Annotated in this window: 12 protein-coding genes; 5 read left to right on the plus strand and 7 right to left on the minus strand. The window is 60.7% G+C overall.

Annotated features, from left to right (window positions below; translation table 11 throughout):
- Positions 1 to 34: 34 nt before the first annotated feature.
- The gene (locus tag DTW90_RS06300) at positions 35 to 1036 is read right to left on the minus strand and encodes a D-glycerate dehydrogenase (RefSeq protein WP_149337144.1); all 1002 of its coding nucleotides are present in this window, start codon (positions 1034 to 1036) and stop codon (positions 35 to 37) included.
- A gap of 241 nt (positions 1037 to 1277) precedes the next feature.
- On the opposite strand from DTW90_RS06300, the gene DTW90_RS06305 reads away from it, so the two are divergent.
- Positions 1278 to 1817: an SH3 domain-containing protein gene (locus DTW90_RS06305; RefSeq protein WP_132527243.1), complete on the plus strand. Its 540-nt coding sequence runs from the start codon at positions 1278 to 1280 to the stop codon at positions 1815 to 1817.
- Here the strand turns inward: DTW90_RS06305 and DTW90_RS06310 are convergent.
- Complete coding sequence (locus tag DTW90_RS06310) at positions 1810 to 2802, minus strand: adenosine kinase (RefSeq protein WP_149337145.1); 993 nt, start codon at positions 2800 to 2802, stop codon at positions 1810 to 1812. The two genes, DTW90_RS06305 and DTW90_RS06310, sit on opposite strands and share 8 nt — an antisense overlap.
- Before the next feature lie 383 nt (positions 2803 to 3185).
- Between DTW90_RS06310 and DTW90_RS06315 the strand changes: the two genes are divergently transcribed.
- Positions 3186 to 4067 (plus strand): alpha/beta hydrolase, encoded by an 882-nt coding sequence (locus DTW90_RS06315; RefSeq protein ID WP_149337147.1) that lies wholly within the window; start codon positions 3186 to 3188, stop codon positions 4065 to 4067.
- A gap of 63 nt (positions 4068 to 4130) precedes the next feature.
- Here DTW90_RS06315 and DTW90_RS06320 read toward each other — a convergent pair whose 3' ends face one another.
- Positions 4131 to 4730, minus strand: coding sequence for a cytochrome c family protein (locus DTW90_RS06320; protein ID WP_149337149.1), 600 nt, complete (start codon positions 4728 to 4730; stop codon positions 4131 to 4133).
- Positions 4731 to 4882: 152 nt separating this feature from the next.
- Between DTW90_RS06320 and DTW90_RS06325 the strand changes: the two genes are divergently transcribed.
- Positions 4883 to 5638, plus strand: a complete 756-nt coding sequence (locus DTW90_RS06325; RefSeq protein ID WP_132527251.1) for a 3-deoxy-manno-octulosonate cytidylyltransferase — start codon at positions 4883 to 4885, stop codon at positions 5636 to 5638.
- A 24-nt stretch (positions 5639 to 5662) separates the two neighbouring features.
- Entirely contained in the window at positions 5663 to 6517 is an 855-nt protein-coding gene (locus tag DTW90_RS06330) for a prephenate dehydratase (protein WP_132527253.1), read from the plus strand.
- A 110-nt stretch (positions 6518 to 6627) separates the two neighbouring features.
- Here the strand turns inward: DTW90_RS06330 and dnaJ are convergent, their stop codons facing one another.
- The 4 genes from dnaJ to DTW90_RS06350 all read right to left on the minus strand — a co-directional run bounded on the left by dnaJ (position 6628) and on the right by DTW90_RS06350 (position 15169).
- Positions 6628 to 7767 (minus strand): molecular chaperone DnaJ, encoded by a 1140-nt coding sequence (gene dnaJ, locus DTW90_RS06335; RefSeq protein ID WP_132527255.1) that lies wholly within the window; start codon positions 7765 to 7767, stop codon positions 6628 to 6630.
- A gap of 84 nt (positions 7768 to 7851) precedes the next feature.
- Positions 7852 to 9768: a molecular chaperone DnaK gene (gene dnaK / locus DTW90_RS06340; RefSeq protein WP_132527257.1), complete on the minus strand. Its 1917-nt coding sequence runs from the start codon at positions 9766 to 9768 to the stop codon at positions 7852 to 7854.
- Between the two features lie 291 nt (positions 9769 to 10059).
- Positions 10060 to 12444 carry a transglycosylase domain-containing protein gene (locus tag DTW90_RS06345; protein ID WP_149337151.1) on the minus strand — a complete coding sequence of 795 codons (2385 nt, stop codon included), beginning with the start codon at positions 12442 to 12444 and terminating at the stop codon, positions 10060 to 10062.
- A gap of 1096 nt (positions 12445 to 13540) precedes the next feature.
- A complete protein-coding gene (locus DTW90_RS06350; RefSeq protein WP_149337152.1) occupies positions 13541 to 15169 on the minus strand; it encodes an NAD(P)/FAD-dependent oxidoreductase in 1629 nt (542 codons plus the stop codon).
- Positions 15170 to 15343: 174 nt separating this feature from the next.
- Here DTW90_RS06350 and DTW90_RS06355 point away from each other — a divergent pair, with 174 nt between their 5' ends.
- Complete coding sequence (locus DTW90_RS06355; protein WP_149337154.1) at positions 15344 to 15724, plus strand: SlyX family protein; 381 nt, start codon at positions 15344 to 15346, stop codon at positions 15722 to 15724.
- The last annotated feature ends 11 nt before the right edge of the window (positions 15725 to 15735 follow it).

Genomic DNA, 15735 nt, shown 5'->3' on the forward strand with positions numbered 1-15735 from the left:
TGCGGTATAGGGCTTATGCCGCAATCGCGCCGTATCAGCGGCCGGGCAGGACTCGATTCGGCGGCCGATGCCCGTCCATGAAGGCGCGGATATTGATGATCACCTTGTCGCCCATGTCGATGCGGCTCTCGATCGTTGCCGAGCCCATATGGGGCAGGAGAACGACCTTGCCCTCGTTGGCGAGCTTAATCAGCTTGGAGTTGACCATCGGCTCGTTTTCGAAGACGTCGAGCCCGGCGCCCGCAATCTTGCCCTCGCGCAGGATCTTGATCAGGGCGGCCTCGTCGATCACGTCGCCGCGCGCCGTGTTGACGATATAGCTCGTCGGTTGCAGCAGCGCGAGGCGGCGGGCGGATATCAGATGAAAGGTTGCCGGCGTCGAGGGGCAGTTGACGGAGACGATGTCGACGCGGGCAAGCATCTGGTCGAGGCTGTCCCAGTAGGTCGCCTCCAGCTCGTCCTCGGTCGCCGGGCTGACGCGCTTGCGGTTGTGATAGTGGATCGACAGGCCGAATGCCTTGGCGCGGCGCGCAACCGCGGTGCCGATCCGCCCCATGCCGACAATGCCGATCCGCTTGCCGGCGATTCGCCGGCCGAGCATCCAGGTCGGCGACCATCCGGCCCATTCGCCGGGCTTGTCGGTCAGAACCCGCGAGCCCTCGGCCAACCGGCGCGGGACGGCGAGAATGAGCGCCATCGTCATGTCGGCCGTGTCTTCGGTCAGCACGTTGGGCGTATTGGTGACGGTAATGCCCTTGCGGGCTGCAGCGTCGACATCGATATGGTCCGTGCCGTTGGAAAAGCTGGCGATCAGCTTCATCTGTGGCCCGGCCTGCTCGATCATGTCGGCGTCGATTCGGTCGGTCACCGTGGGGACCAGCACGTCGGCAGTCTTGACGGCTTCGATCAGCTCCGGCTTCGAGCGCGGCGTGTCGTCGATATTGAGTTCGGCATCGAAGAGTTCGCGCATCCGTGTTTCGACAGCGTCGGGCAGTTTGCGCGTGATGTAGACCTTCGGCTTTTTCTTCGTCGTCATGGCGACTTGCGATGCCTTGTTTAGATGTCTTTAACCAACAAGAACGATAATTTAACCGTTCCGGGCATTTCTACCAGACCCGCCGGCGAAGACAAATAAAACTCGCGAGCACTGGCCGATTTGCAGGGGCAGGGGTGCGCACTTCATCAGTCCACCTTGGTCACTACGAGCGATCCCAGCAAAAGTGCGCGGCAGTTTTGCGTTCGGGATTGCCGGAAACGAAGAGCGAACGGAAATCCCCATGCGTGGCAAAGTCCTGAAGTCCTGCGCTGTCCTGGCAATCGGCGTAATGCTCGCTGCCGCCAATGCCCATCTTGCCGAGGCTCAGGCCGCAAAGGGTCCGAGCGGATTGCCGCTTCCGCGATTCGTCACGCTGAAATCGAAGCGCGTCAACCTGCGCATCGGACCGAGTTCCGATTATGCGGTCTCCTGGCTCTATCTTCGCCAGGGTCTGCCCGTCGAGATCATCCAGGAATACGACAATTGGCGCCGCGTCCGTGATTCGGATGGCACAGAGGGCTGGGTCAACCAGTCCCTGCTGTCAGGACAGCGTTCGGCGCTGGCCGCCCCGTGGATGAAGGGCAAGGGCAAGAATATCTACGTCAACATGCGCCGCGATCCGCAGCCTTCGAGCTCGATCATCGCCAAGCTGGAGCCTGGCGTGATGATGCATATCCGCGAATGCACGGGCGACTGGTGCTTCGTCAATGCCGACTCGTCCGAGGGCTGGGTGGCGCAATCAGAAATCTGGGGCGCCTATCCCGGAGAGGCCTTTAAATAAGGCCCGTTTCGCGTGCCGCGTCGGCAAGCGAAACGGTCGGCCTCGGGCCGATCTGTTGGATGACGATACCGGCGGCAAGGCAGCCGAGCTTGCCGCAATCTTCCAGCGAGCGATCCTGCGTATAGCCATAGAGGAAGCCAGCGGCAAAGAGATCGCCGGCTCCGGTCGTATCAACCAGTTCCTTGAGCTCGATAGCGTCGACGCGGTAGCGCTCGTTGCCGCGCAGAATGACGGCGCCGTGTTCGCTCATGGTGACGGCGGCGATTTTGCAATCGGCCGCGATCTTCGTCAGTGCTTCTTCGAAATCGCGCGTCTCATAAAGCGCAAGCGCTTCCTCGCGATTGGCAAACACGATATCGACGGTGCCCGACCGCATGAGGTCGAGGAACTCGCCGCGGTAGCGATCGACGCAGAAACTGTCCGACAGCGTCATGGAGACTTCGCGGCCATTCGCATGGGCGATGCGGGCGCATTCGCGGATGGCTTCCTTGGCGCGTGGCGGATCCCAGAGATAGCCTTCGAAGTAGGTGACCTTGGCATCAGCCACGACGTTGGCCTCGACGTCTTCCGGTCCAAGCTCGACGCAGGCGCCGAGATAGGTGTTCATCGACCGCTCGCCGTCTTCGGTGACGAAGATCATCGACCGCGCCGTGGGCGGAAACGTTCCCTTCGACTCGGTTTGATAGTGTACGCCCTGGGCGCGGATATCGTGGGCAAAGATCTCGCCGAGCTGATCCTCCGCAACCTTGCCGAAATAGGCAGCTCTGCCGCCGAAATTCGCAACGCCCGCCGCCGTGTTGCCGGCACTGCCGCCGGACGCTTCCAGCGCCGGTCCCATTCGCGAATACAACAGCTCGGCGCGCTCGGCGTCGATCAGGTTCATTGCAGCTTTGGTGATACTGTTGTCGATCAGGAACTGATCATCGCAACGGGAGATAATGTCGACGATGGCATTGCCAACGGCCAGTACATCGAAACGTGTCATCAAGAAGGGATCCCGGAAAACTGTGATAGCCGGTATCCGGTAATATCTATTTTTGCGAAGTTTGAAAGAAAAACATTGCGCTAGCCCAATAGGTAATTCGCAATAGTCATTTCCCTGTCACTTTCGAACTGTAAATTTTTAATCAAGCGAACCGGCATGCAGCGGAGCAATCTCTCGTTGTCGGCGGCGGGGACATGATGTCCTTTATCTCATCGGTATGCGACGCTGACCACGGATGAACTGGCAGCCTGCAACCGGGAGCAGTCCGGCAAAGCCGGATGCGGAAAAGCGGGCAGGGCCCGCTTTTTTTGCGTTTGCGGTTTCGCTTTCGTGGCATCCTTCAAAGCCAGGGCTCCATGGGCATTCATGGATGGGAGGATGGTATGAAGTCTATCAAAGCTGGCGTCCTCGATATTGCCTATGCGGAATTCGGTCCACGGGATGGCGTTCCGGTCATCCTGCTGCACGGCTTTCCCTATGACACCAACGCCTATGCCGACGTTTGCGGAAGGTTAAGTGATCGCGGTTTGCGTTCGGTCGTTCCGTCCCTACGCGGCTACGGCGATACACGCTTCCTTGCGGCGGCAACGCCGCGCTCAGGGCAACAAGCCGCGCTCGGCGCGGATTTGTTGGCACTGATGGACGCGCTTTCGATCCCGAAAGCCATTCTGGCCGGCTACGACTGGGGCGGGCGCGCGGCCTGCATCGTTTCGGCACTTTGGCCGGAGCGAGTGTCGGGCCTCGTCAGTTGCGGCGCCGGCTACAACATTCAGAATATTGCCGCGGCGGGCATGCCTGTTCTGCCGGAAGAAGAGTATCGCTATTGGTATCAGTATTATTTTCATTCCGAGCGCGGCCGCATCGGCCTCGACATCAATCGCCGCGCCTTGTGCCGCCTGATTTGGAAGCTCTGGTCGCCGAATTGGGCCTTTGATGAGGCGACTTTCGAGCGTAGTGCCGCATCATTTGACAATCCGGATTTTGTCGATGTCGTGATCCATTCTTACCGGCATCGCTTCGGTCTGGCGGTCGGCGATCCCGCGTTCGATACCATCGAGTCGCTGCTCGCGCGACAGCCGGACATTATGGTGCCGACAATCGTGATGCAGGGTGACGCCGACGGTGTGGATCCGCCAGCAGCTGAAGACGCCGTGGCTTCCCATTTCAAGGCGCGCTATGAAAGGCGTATCCTTCACGGCATCGGTCACAATCTGCCGCAGGAGGCGCCGGCCGCATTCGCGAATGCAATTCTGTCGCTGCTCTGATGAACGGAGCAACAAAAAAGCCCGACTGTGGCCGGGCTTTCGAGGATTGGACGTACAGTTCGCTCAGTTCGTCGCGGCAGGTGCGGCGGCCGGAGCAGCATTCGCATCCGGCAGCGGTTCCGGCGTATCGGCGAGCGTGCGCAGATAGGCGATGACGTCGGCGCGATCTGTTTCCTTCGGCAGGCCGGCAAAGCCCATGGCGGTTCCGGGAATGAACTTCTTCGGCGCCATCAGGAAGTGGTAGAGGTGGTCATAGGTCCACTTTTCCGTGCTGCCCTTGGAGAAGTCCTTGATGCCTGAGGAGTAGCCGAAGCCCTCGTGCGAGGCGATCGGACGGTCGACGACGCCATAGAGATTCGGGCCAACCTTGTTCGGCCCTCCCTTGGTCCCGTCATGACAGGCCTGACACTTCTTGAAGATGGTTTCGCCAACCTTGGCGTCGGCCTTCTGCAGCAGCTGTGCGATCGGCGTTTCCGGCTTTGCCGCCGCGCCCTTGTCGCCGGCTCCGCCGGATCCTGCACTCTCATCCGCAACAATGGTGAAACCGGGCTTTTCCGGCGCTTCTGAACTGAAGATCGCGCCCGACACGAGCGAGACCGACTTCAGCACGAAAAGCGTGGCCAAAAGTGCTCCCACACCCATGTTCACGTAGGATGAATTCATCTGCTATGCTCCCCTCGCCTCCGACAGAAACTGCCGGCCCATCTTGAATTCGGCCGAAACCTATGTCTTTTGCCTTTTCCTTGCAACTCTCTAAATCGTCTCACCCATGAGACTTTTTGACACTTTTGCGGCGGGAACAGAAGGCCAAGACAATGACTCATCCCCACATCGACAATACGCTCGTGCTCATTCCTGCCCGTTTGGCCTCAACTCGCCTCCCGGGCAAGCCGCTCGCCGATATTTGCGGCCTTCCGATGATCGTACAAGTCGCCAAAAGAGCGCAGGAGGCGGCAATCGGTCGCATCGTTGTTGCCGTCGACCATCAGGACACGTTCGATGTGGTGGCGAAGGCGGGATTCGAGGTCGTCATGACCCGCGAGGACCATCAATCCGGCTCCGATCGCATTTACGAAGCCCTGTTGAAGGTTGATCCGGACGGTCGCGCCGAGTTCATCGTCAACGTCCAGGGCGATCTGCCGACGATCGATCCGGAAACCGTGCGCGCCGCGCTGCGTCCGCTGGAAAATCCCGCTGTCGATATCGGCACGCTGACGACGGAGATCGAGGACGAAGCCGACAAGACCGCGCCGCATATCGTCAAGATCGTCGGTTCGCCCATCTCGGAAAGCCGCCTGCATGCGCTCTATTTTACGCGCACGACCGCCCCCTACGGCAACGGCCCGCTCTATCACCATATCGGGCTCTATGCCTACCGCCGTAGCGCGCTCGAAAAATTCGTCAGCCTCAAGCCGTCGACGCTCGAAAAGCGCGAATCACTGGAGCAGTTGCGGGCGTTGGAAGCCGGCATGCGTATCGATGTCGAGATCGTTGACACCGTTCCGCTCGGTGTCGATACTCCCGCCGACCTTGAAAAGGCCCGCCTTATCCTTTCCGGCGCCTCCCTCTGACGCCCCTCTGATGGATTGTCTTCCATGATCAAGCTGACCAACAAAATTGCCTTCCAGGGCGACTTCGGCGCCAATTCCGATATGGCCTGCCGCGATATGTTTCCGTCCATGGAGCCGCTGCCGTGCCAGACCTTCGAGGACGCCTTCATCGCGCTGGACAATGGCGACGCCGATCTTGCGATGATCCCGATCGAGAACACGATCGCCGGTCGAGTGGCCGATATTCACCATCTTCTGCCCGAGTCGCGCCTTCATATCGTCGGCGAATATTTCATGCCGATCCGTTTTCAGCTCATGGTGCTGCCGGGCGTGAAGAAGGAGGAGATCCGCACGGTTCACAGTCATATCCACGCGCTCGGCCAATGCCGCAAGATCGTGCGCGCCAACGGCTGGAAGCCTGTGATCGCCGGTGACACGGCGGGTTCGGCAAAGCTCGTCAAGGAAACGGGCGACCGCAGCATGGCGGCACTGGCTCCGCGCCTGGCGGCGGATATGTATGGGCTCGAGATCATCGCGGAAAACGTCGAGGACGTCGAAAACAACATGACGCGCTTCGTCGTGCTCGCCCGCGACGAGGAATGGGCCGAGCGCAAGACGGACGAGGAGAAGATCGTCACCACCTTCGTCTTCAACGTCCGCAACATTCCGGCAGCGCTCTATAAGGCGCTCGGCGGTTTTGCGACCAACAACATCAACATGACGAAGCTCGAAAGCTACCAGCTCGGCGGCAAGTTCGTCGCGACGCAATTCTATGCCGATATCGAGGGACATCCCTCCGATGCGAATGTGCGCCGCGCGCTGGAGGAACTACGGTTCTTCTCGGAGAAAGTCCGTATCCTCGGTGTCTACAAGGGACATCCGACGCGGGGACTGCTCTGATCGCAGGCATACCCTCCGGCAATTGTCGGAGCTAAGGGAACGAAAAAAGCCGGAGCGACACCCGCTCCGGCTTTCAATGTTTCAGGGGCAGCCGCGTCTGCGGCGCCCTGTCAATCGCTTAGCGTATCAAAGAAATCCTTCATCCGGGCAAAGAAGCCGGTCGATTCAGGATTGTTGTCCTTCGAGGAAATCTGCTCGAACTCCTGCAGCAATTCGCGTTGGCGCTTGGTGAGCTTCTGCGGCGTCTCTATCTGGATCTGGATGTAGAGATCGCCGACCTGGCTGGAGCGCAACACCGGCATGCCCTTGGCTTTCAGTCGGAATTGCTTGCCCGCCTGGGTGCCCTCGGGGACGCTGACGCGCGACTTGGTGCCATCGAGCGTCGCCACGTCGAAAGTGCCGCCAAGCGCTGCCGTCGTCATCGAGATCGGCACGGCGCAATAGAGGTCAGCCCCATCGCGCTGGAAGAACTCATGCGGCTTGACCGACAGGAAGATGTAGAGATCGCCGGAGGGACCGCCACGCAGACCAGCTTCGCCTTCGCCCTGCAGGCGGATGCGGGTGCCGTCTTCGATCCCTGACGGGATGTTGACGGAGAGCGAACGCTCTTCGGTCACGCGACCCTGGCCATGGCATTTGCCACATGGATCGGGAATGATCTGGCCGCGGCCATGGCAGGTCGGGCAGGTGCGCTCGATCGAGAAGAAGCCCTGGGCAGCGCGGACGCGGCCCGAGCCCTGACAGGTGCCGCAGGTTTTCGGCTGCGTGCCCGGCTTGGCGCCGGAGCCGGAACAGACGTCGCAGGTGATCGAGGTCGGAACGCGGATCTGCGCCGTCTTGCCCGCAAAGGCCTCTTCCAGCGAGATTTCCATGTTGTAGCGAAGATCGGCGCCGCGCTCACGTCCGCCTGACGAACGCTGCCGCTGGCGGCCGCCGCCCATCATCTCGCCGAATATATCCTCGAAAATATCGGAAAAACCGCCGCCGCCCGCAAAGCCGCCACCACCGGCGCCCATGCCGCCATGCTCGAAAGCCGCATGACCGTAGCGATCATAGGCTGCCCGCTTCTGCGGATCCTTCAGCGTTTCGTAGGCTTCGTTCAGTTCCTTGAACTTGCGTTCAGCTTCATGATCGCCAGGGTTCTTGTCCGGATGGAACTTCATCGCCAGCTTGCGAAAAGCGCTTTTCAGCTCCTTCTCATCCGCCGACCTGCCAACACCCAGAGTTTCGTAATAGTCCGCTTTTGCCATATAAGGAATAGACCCCGGAAATGGATTTCCGGCTGCCATCGGCAGCCGGATCTAAGTTTCCGCAGAACCGTTTAAGGTTCGTGCTTATGCAGACCGCTTGCGGTCGTCCTCGTCCTTGATTTCCTCGTAGTCGGCATCGACGACATCGTCCTTGCCTTCTGCCGAGGCATCACCGGAACCGGCTTCCGCCTGCTGGGCTTCGTAGATGGCCTGGCCGAGCTTCATGGACACTTCCATAAGGGTCTGGGTCTTGGCCTTGATGTCCTCTGCATCCGGCTCGGACGCTTCGGTTGCTGCCTTGAGAGCAGCGATCGCATCGGCAATCGCGGTGCGGTCAGCTTCGGTTACCTTGTCGCCATATTCCTTCAGCGACTTCTCGCTGGAGTGGATCAGGCTTTCTGCCTGGTTCCGGGCTTCGACACCTTCGCGACGCTTCTTGTCTTCGGCAGCATGCGATTCGGCATCCTTGACCATCTTTTCGATGTCGGCGTCAGAGAGACCGCCGGAGGCCTGGATGCGGATCTGCTGTTCCTTGCCGGTACCCTTGTCCTTGGCCGAAACCTGCACGATGCCGTTGGCGTCGATGTCGAAGGTGACTTCGATCTGCGGAACGCCACGCGGTGCCGGCGGCAGACCGACGAGGTCGAACTGGCCGAGCAGCTTGTTGTCCTGCGCCATTTCGCGCTCGCCCTGGGAAACGCGGATGGTGACGGCGGACTGGTTGTCGTCGGCGGTCGAGAAGGTCTGGCTCTTCTTCGTCGGGATCGTCGTGTTGCGTTCGATCAGACGGGTGAAGACGCCGCCCAGCGTTTCGATGCCGAGAGACAGCGGGGTCACGTCGAGAAGCAGAACGTCCTTGACGTCGCCCTGCAGAACGCCGGCCTGGATGGCTGCGCCGAGGGCTACGACTTCATCCGGGTTGACGCCCTTGTGCGGGTCCTTGCCGAACAGCTGCTTGACGACTTCCTGGACCTTCGGCATGCGGCTCATGCCGCCGACGAGAACCACTTCATCGATTTCAGCAGCGGTAACGCCTGCATCCTTCAGCGCTGCCTTGCAGGGAGCGATGGTGCGCTGGACCAGATCGTCGACCAGGCTTTCGAGCTTGGCGCGGGTCAGCTTCAGCGTCAGGTGCTTCGGGCCGGTTGCATCAGCCGTGATGAACGGCAGGTTGATTTCGGTCTGCTGCGAGGAGGACAGTTCGATCTTGGCCTTTTCAGCAGCTTCCTTGAGGCGCTGCAGGGCAAGCTTGTCGCCCTTGAGGTCGATGCCGTTGTCCTTCTTGAACTCGGCAACAAGATATTCGACGAGACGCATGTCGAAGTCTTCACCGCCGAGGAAGGTGTCGCCGTTGGTCGACTTCACTTCGAAGACGCCGTCGCCGATCTCAAGGATCGAGATATCGAATGTACCGCCGCCAAGGTCGTAAACGGCGATCGTCTTGCCGTCCTTCTTGTCGAGGCCATAGGCGAGGGCTGCAGCAGTCGGCTCGTTGATGATGCGGAGAACTTCAAGGCCGGCGATGCGGCCGGCATCCTTGGTTGCCTGGCGCTGTGCGTCGTTGAAATATGCGGGAACGGTAATGACGGCCTTTTCGACCTTTTCACCGAGGTAGGATTCGGCGGTTTCCTTCATCTTCTGAAGGATCATCGCGGAAATCTGGGCAGGCGAATAGGGCTTGCCGTTGGCTTCGACCCATGCGTCGCCATTGTCGCCCTTGACGATGGTGAACGGAACGAGGTGCTTGTCCTTTTCGACGGTCGGATCTTCGTAGCGGCGGCCGATCAGGCGCTTGACAGCGAAGAGGGTGTTCGTCGGGTTGGTGACTGCCTGGCGCTTGGCCGGCTGGCCGACGAGGCGTTCGCCATCATCGGAAAAGGCCACCATGGAGGGGGTAGTGCGGGCGCCTTCGGCGTTTTCGATCACTTTAGCGTCTTTGCCGTCCATGACAGCGACGCAGGAATTTGTCGTTCCGAGGTCGATACCAATTACTTTTGCCATGTCATTTCTCTCCTTGAAGCAAGCTGTCGGAACCCCCATCGGGCATTCCGCTGACAGCCCCTTACGGGATGGTCTTGAATTGCGCAGTCATGACTGCGGTGATGTCGCGTATATAAGTAGCGGTTTTTCTGACTGCAAGGCGAGAAATGCGCTGAAAACCAGCAAAACAAACGGTTTGCAGCCGAAATGTCCCACTGTCACAAAAAGCCCGCCAATCGCCCGAAATCCGGAAAGCCAGCTATCAGACCAGCCTTGCGTCCGGCATGCAAGCGGCAACCAAAAAAAGCCCACTCATTGCCCCATGATGAGGTCGAGAAGCGTCGTGCGATGCCGCCTCGGCGGCGGAGCGCGGGGAGCCTCGCCGACATCCATCGGCGGCACCATGTCGCCGCGCTGCGAAGCATAGGGGTTGTTGCTGTCGTCATCCGGTACAGAAGGCGGAATGTCGACCGGTTCTTGGCCGTCGGTTGCAGCCGCCGCTCTTGCCTGCGCCTGGATCTGCGCCTTCGCTTCTGCCGGCGTCGGCGGCGGCAGCGTGCCAGTTCGTACCTGCGTCTCCGGTTGCTGCTGCGCATTGTTCGCGCTGTTGCCGTTCAGCACATTTGAAATAATGCTTTCCAGCGTCTGGCCGCTGCCGTCCTGGGCAACCGGCAGGCCGTTGTCGATGATCTCGCCGCCGCCGAAGATCGGCGTGGGCGTCAGGCCCTTGCTGGCTGATGTCATGAACTTGCTCCAGGTCCGTGCCGGCAGGAAGCCGCCGGTGACCCGCTTCATCGATTTGCCGTCGTCATTGCCAAACCAGACACCTGTCGTCAGGTTGCTGGTGAAACCGACGAACCAGGCATCGCGATAGGATTGCGAGGTGCCGGTCTTGCCCGCGACCTGCCATCCCGGAATGCGGGCGGCGCGGCCGGTACCCGCTGTCACAACGCCGGCCAGCATGGCATCGAGATTAGTGGCGACGGTTTCGCTGAGCACCCGCGGCGGGTCGGCGAAATTCGCCTGATACAAGATCTTGCCGGAGGCAGTGGTCACCTTGGTGATGACATGCGGCGTCGCCTTGTACCCGCCGTTCATGAAGGCGGCATAGGACGAGGTCAGCTCAAGCAGCGACACTTCCGACGTGCCGAGAGCGATCGAGGCATTCGGCTGCAGCTCCGAATCGATGCCGACGCGGTGGGCGAGCTTGATGATGTTGTCAGGACCTACTTCCATCGCAAGCTGGGCGGCGACCGTATTGATCGAATGGGCGAGCGCCACGGCGAGCGTGACGGGCCCCATATATTTCCGCTCGTCGTTTTCGGGCGTCCAGTTGCCGATCTTGACTGGTGCGTCATTGCGCATCGAATAGGGCGTCAGGCCCATCTCCAGTGCGGCCGCATAGACGAAGGGCTTGAACGAGGAGCCGGGCTGGCGCTTCGCCTTGACGGCGCGGTTGAACTGGCTCTCGCCATAATCCTTGCCGCCGACCAACGCCCGGATTGCACCCGTTCCATCGACTGTGACGAGCGATGCCTGCGATGCGTTGACCTTCTTGCCGTCATGATCGAGGGCGTCGGTAAGCATCTCCTCGGCCTTCGCCTCAAGTTTCGTGTCGACCGTCGTATCGACGACGAGATCTTCCTTGATGTCGCCACCGATCAGGCCGGGAAGCTGGTCCATGACCATGTCCGCGACGTAGTTCTGCGCGCCGTTCCAATAGCTCTTGGCCCGGGTCGGCGGCTGCGACATGGCGGTCTTGATGTCGGCGTCGGTGATGTAGCCTTGATCCCGCATCGCCTGCAGCACGACCTGCGCGCGGGCCTGGGCCGCCGCCGGATCGCGATTGGGCGACAGGCGCGACGGCGCCTTGACGAGACCGGCGAGCATTGCAGCTTCGCCAAGATTGACGTCGCGCGCCGACTTTCCGAAATAGCGCTGCGATGCCGCCTCGACGCCGAAGGCGTTGGCGCCGAAGAAGACGCGGTTGAGATACATCGCAAGGATCTCGTCCTTGGTGTATTTGTGCTCCAGCCAGAGGGCGAGCAGCACTTCCTGCACCTTGCGTTCCAGGGTGCGGTCTGGCGAAAGGAAGAGGTTCTTGGCGAGCTGCTGCGTCAGGGTCGAACCGCCCTGGACGGTATGGCCGGTCAGGAGATTGGTGACGAGCGCGCGGGCAAGTCCGAGCGGATCGACACCGAAATGCGAATAGAAGCGCCGGTCTTCGATCGCGACGATCGCCTGGGGAATATAGGGTGACATGTCGGCAAGAGCGATTGCCTCGCCGCCGGTCGTGCCGCGGTTGGCAAGCGTCGAGCCATCGAGCGCATTGATCTTGACGTTGGGCGGCCGCGCGGGGATTTCCCAGGTGCTGGCGCTCGGCATGCGCGATCCATAGTAGAAAACCAGGCCCGCAACGCCGATACCGACCCAGATGGACAGGACGAGGCACCAGTAGATCAGGGAGCGGATGAAGCCGAAAAAGCCTCCGCCGGCGCGGCGTGGCGGTTTGCGACGGCGGCCGGAGGAGCGGCCCCTGGTCGGCTTGGCTCGGCGCTGTTCGGGTTCGTCACGACGCGAAGAACGGCCGCGACCGATGCGATCGTCGGCGTCGATGCTCACTTCATCGTCATCACGGTCGCGGTCGCCGGCAAAGGAGGGTTCTATTCTGTGGCCTGATCTGCTTTTGCCTGCCATTGCGGACCGGTCGTACCCCCGATGATGTGCCGATATATCTGAAATCCGGCGCCATGGTTACGCCAGTCATATCAGTCGCCCGTATCGCGCGACTGCCCTGTCCATCGGTTGGACTTTAAATGCGGCGATTTAAGGGGTGGTTAAAGTCAAGAAAGTTAAAAGCCGTTAATGTTCATCGCCTTGGCGCAACGGGGTGGCGCAACGGCCGCCCATAAAAGAATTGGGCGGCTCAAGGCCGCCCAATCCATTTGTATTTCGTGTTCCCGGCTTGGCCACCGCTGACCCTGGATATCCTCGTTATCGCAGTTGCCGGGCACACGCGGTTACCTTGCTGGGAGCAAGGCAAATCCGCAGTCCGCCAAATTCTAGTGAGTCTGAATTGAGGAAAGACTGACGGCCAGAAAAAGCACCAGCGGCAGAGAACTTGCAATGAACAGGATAAAAGCGGTCGACATGTCAGCCTGCCTCCTTTTGGAAGTTTGCACTGCCCGAATAGTTCGGGAAGCGAGGTTGATAATGGTCGAGAGCCATCATTCTTTAGGCCTCAACATACGTGAAAACCTTTAGCACCACGGTTAAGGATTGGTTAATAAACCGCTCTCCGCAGGGCTTCCGGAGGTGCGAGCACTGTGGATACCGACAGAAATGCAACGCCGGAAATGCGGGATGCGCGCAGCTCACGCCGAATTCATGCGCAATATGGAAAGGCCCGGTTTCGTCAGCGAAACCAGCTCTTACAAGGGGTTATCCGGTTTTCACCGGTCTATTCAGGCGATTATCGAATTACCACAACGCCCGCCAAACCAATCAGTGCAATACATTGCAGGATATACATCGGCCATTCTTGAGCCATTTTGCTTCCTCCCAAGCCCCTGAAGAGCTTCACGGCAAACCTACAGCAAATCCGATCCAGGGGACGAAGGTATATTGAGCTAATCAATAAAGGCACCTCCGGAACGCAGGATCGAGACCAAAGACGTTACGGTGTTAAGAACCGTTTCGCCGGGCTTTGGTTGCACGTTCACTAGGCCACGCCACTTTTCACTCGCTGTAGAAATGCGCCGGCGAAAGCAGTGCGCCGCCTTTCGGGCAGCAATCAGGCAGCGACGCTGATCAGTTCCCGGGCAACCGCTTCGGCGACCTTGATGCCGTCCACAGCCGCCGAGAGGATGCCGCCGGCATAGCCCGCACCTTCTCCGGCCGGATAAAGACCCGACGTGTTGAGGCTCTGCAAATCCTTGCCGCGTGTAATGCGCACGGGCGATGAGGTCCGCGTCTCGACGCCGGTCAGCATGGCGTCGGGATGGTCGTAGCGGGCAATCTGCCGGCCGAAGACCGGCAATGCCTCGCGCATGGCGGCAATGGCGAAATCGGGAAGGCACCGGTTGAGATCGGTCAGATGAACGCCCGGCTTGTAGGAAGGAATGACCTCGCCGAATTCCGCCGAAGGCCGCCCGGCCAGGAAATCGCCGACCTTCTGCCCCGGAGCCTTGTAGTTCGAGCCGCCCGCGACATAGGCGAGCGATTCCAGCCGCTGCTGCAGCTCTATGCCGGCGAGCGGATGGTCGGGATAGTCGCGCTCCGGATCGATCCCGACGACGAAACCGGCATTGGCGTTGAATTCCTGCCGCGAATATTGGCTCATTCCGTTCGTGACGACGCGGCCGGGCTCCGAGGTCGCGGCCACCACGCGGCCGCCGGGGCACATGCAGAAACTGTAGACGGTCCGGCCGTTGCTGCAATGATGCGACAGGCTGTAGGCCGCAGCCCCGAGATCCGGATGGCCGGCGCAGGCGCCGAAGCGCGCCTTGTCGATCCAGGATTGCGGATGCTCGATGCGCACGCCGATCGAAAAGGGCTTTGCCTCGATACAGACGCCCTGCTGGTGAAGCATGCGGAAGGTATCGCGGGCGCTGTGCCCCACGGCGAGCACGACCTGGTCCGTTTCCAGATATTCGCCATTGTGCAAATGAAGGCCGCGCACGCGGCGGCTGCCATCCGGCGCCACCTGGATGTCGATAGTCTCGACGCGTCGGCTGAAGCGATATTCGCCGCCGAGCGCCTCGATCGTCGCGCGCATGTGCTCGACCATCGTTACCAGCCGGAAGGTGCCGATATGCGGATGGGCCTCGGTCAGGATTTCCGACGGAGCGCCGGCCTTGACGAATTCCGTCAGCACCTTGCGCCCGAGATGTCGGGTATCCTTGATCTGGCTGTAGAGTTTGCCGTCGGAAAACGTACCGGCACCGCCTTCGCCGAACTGCACGTTGGATTCCGGGTTGAGTTCGCTGCGCCGCCAGAGACCCCATGTGTCCTTGGTCCGCTCGCGCACGACCTTGCCCCGCTCGAGGATGATCGGACGAAAACCCATCTGTGCCAGGATCAGCGCTGCAAACAGCCCGCAGGGGCCTGCGCCGATCACGACCGGCCGCGGTCCTTCGCTCTTGGCAGGCGCGGTGCCGACGAACCGGTAGCTGGTATCGGGGGATGGCTGAACATGGTGGTCGCCGGCAAACCGCGCAAGCACGCCGGCCTCGTCGCTCAGCGTCACATCCACCGAATAGACCATCAGGATCGCCGACTTACGCCGCGCGTCATTGGCCCGGCGCGCGATCTCAAAGGAGATCAGCTCATCCGGTCCTATCCCGAGGCGTTGGTGGATCGCCGCCGGCAATGCCTCGGGGGCATGATCGAGCGGCAGCTTCAATTCGGTAATGCGCAGCATGGCAGTGCTTTACCGGCAACCAAATCGGCGCGCAATCGGCGTCTTTGTCGAAATCGGCAGGATACTGCCGGTTCAATCCGGTCTTATCCCCCGCCAAACGCATCTTCTGCTGCATCTTTTCCGCCGGGCGCGCGTTATCGCAGCATCAGGATCGATTGCACCCGGGAGGGACAAATGCAGACAGGAGTGAACAAGGATGGCTTCGTGCCGACCGACTGGGCGGAAGAAGAGGGTGCGGAGGCCAATGCGGAGGCGGATCTTTCGGCCGATCTCGCTCGCGCAAGGGCGCAGGGTGAGATCGACGCGCTACGGCGACAGATCGCCCTGCTTCGCATCAGGCTATCGGAATTTGCCGAGCAATCGGGAGATGTCGTCCGTGCCGAGGCGCATTGGGCCAATGCTAGCGCCCGTGCGCAGCTCGGCAACTATCCATGGATTAAGCTCGCGGCCGCGTTTGCCGGAACTTTCGTCGCTGCCCGCTTTCTGCGCCGGCTGCCCCTGGGACTATTGGTCACGGCGCTAGCGGCCCGGACCAGCGAGGCGTCCCGTCGCTAGAACGGTCTCCG

The sequence above is a fragment of the Neorhizobium sp. P12A genome, from assembly GCF_008365395.1.
Classification (GTDB): domain Bacteria; phylum Pseudomonadota; class Alphaproteobacteria; order Rhizobiales; family Rhizobiaceae; genus Rhizobium.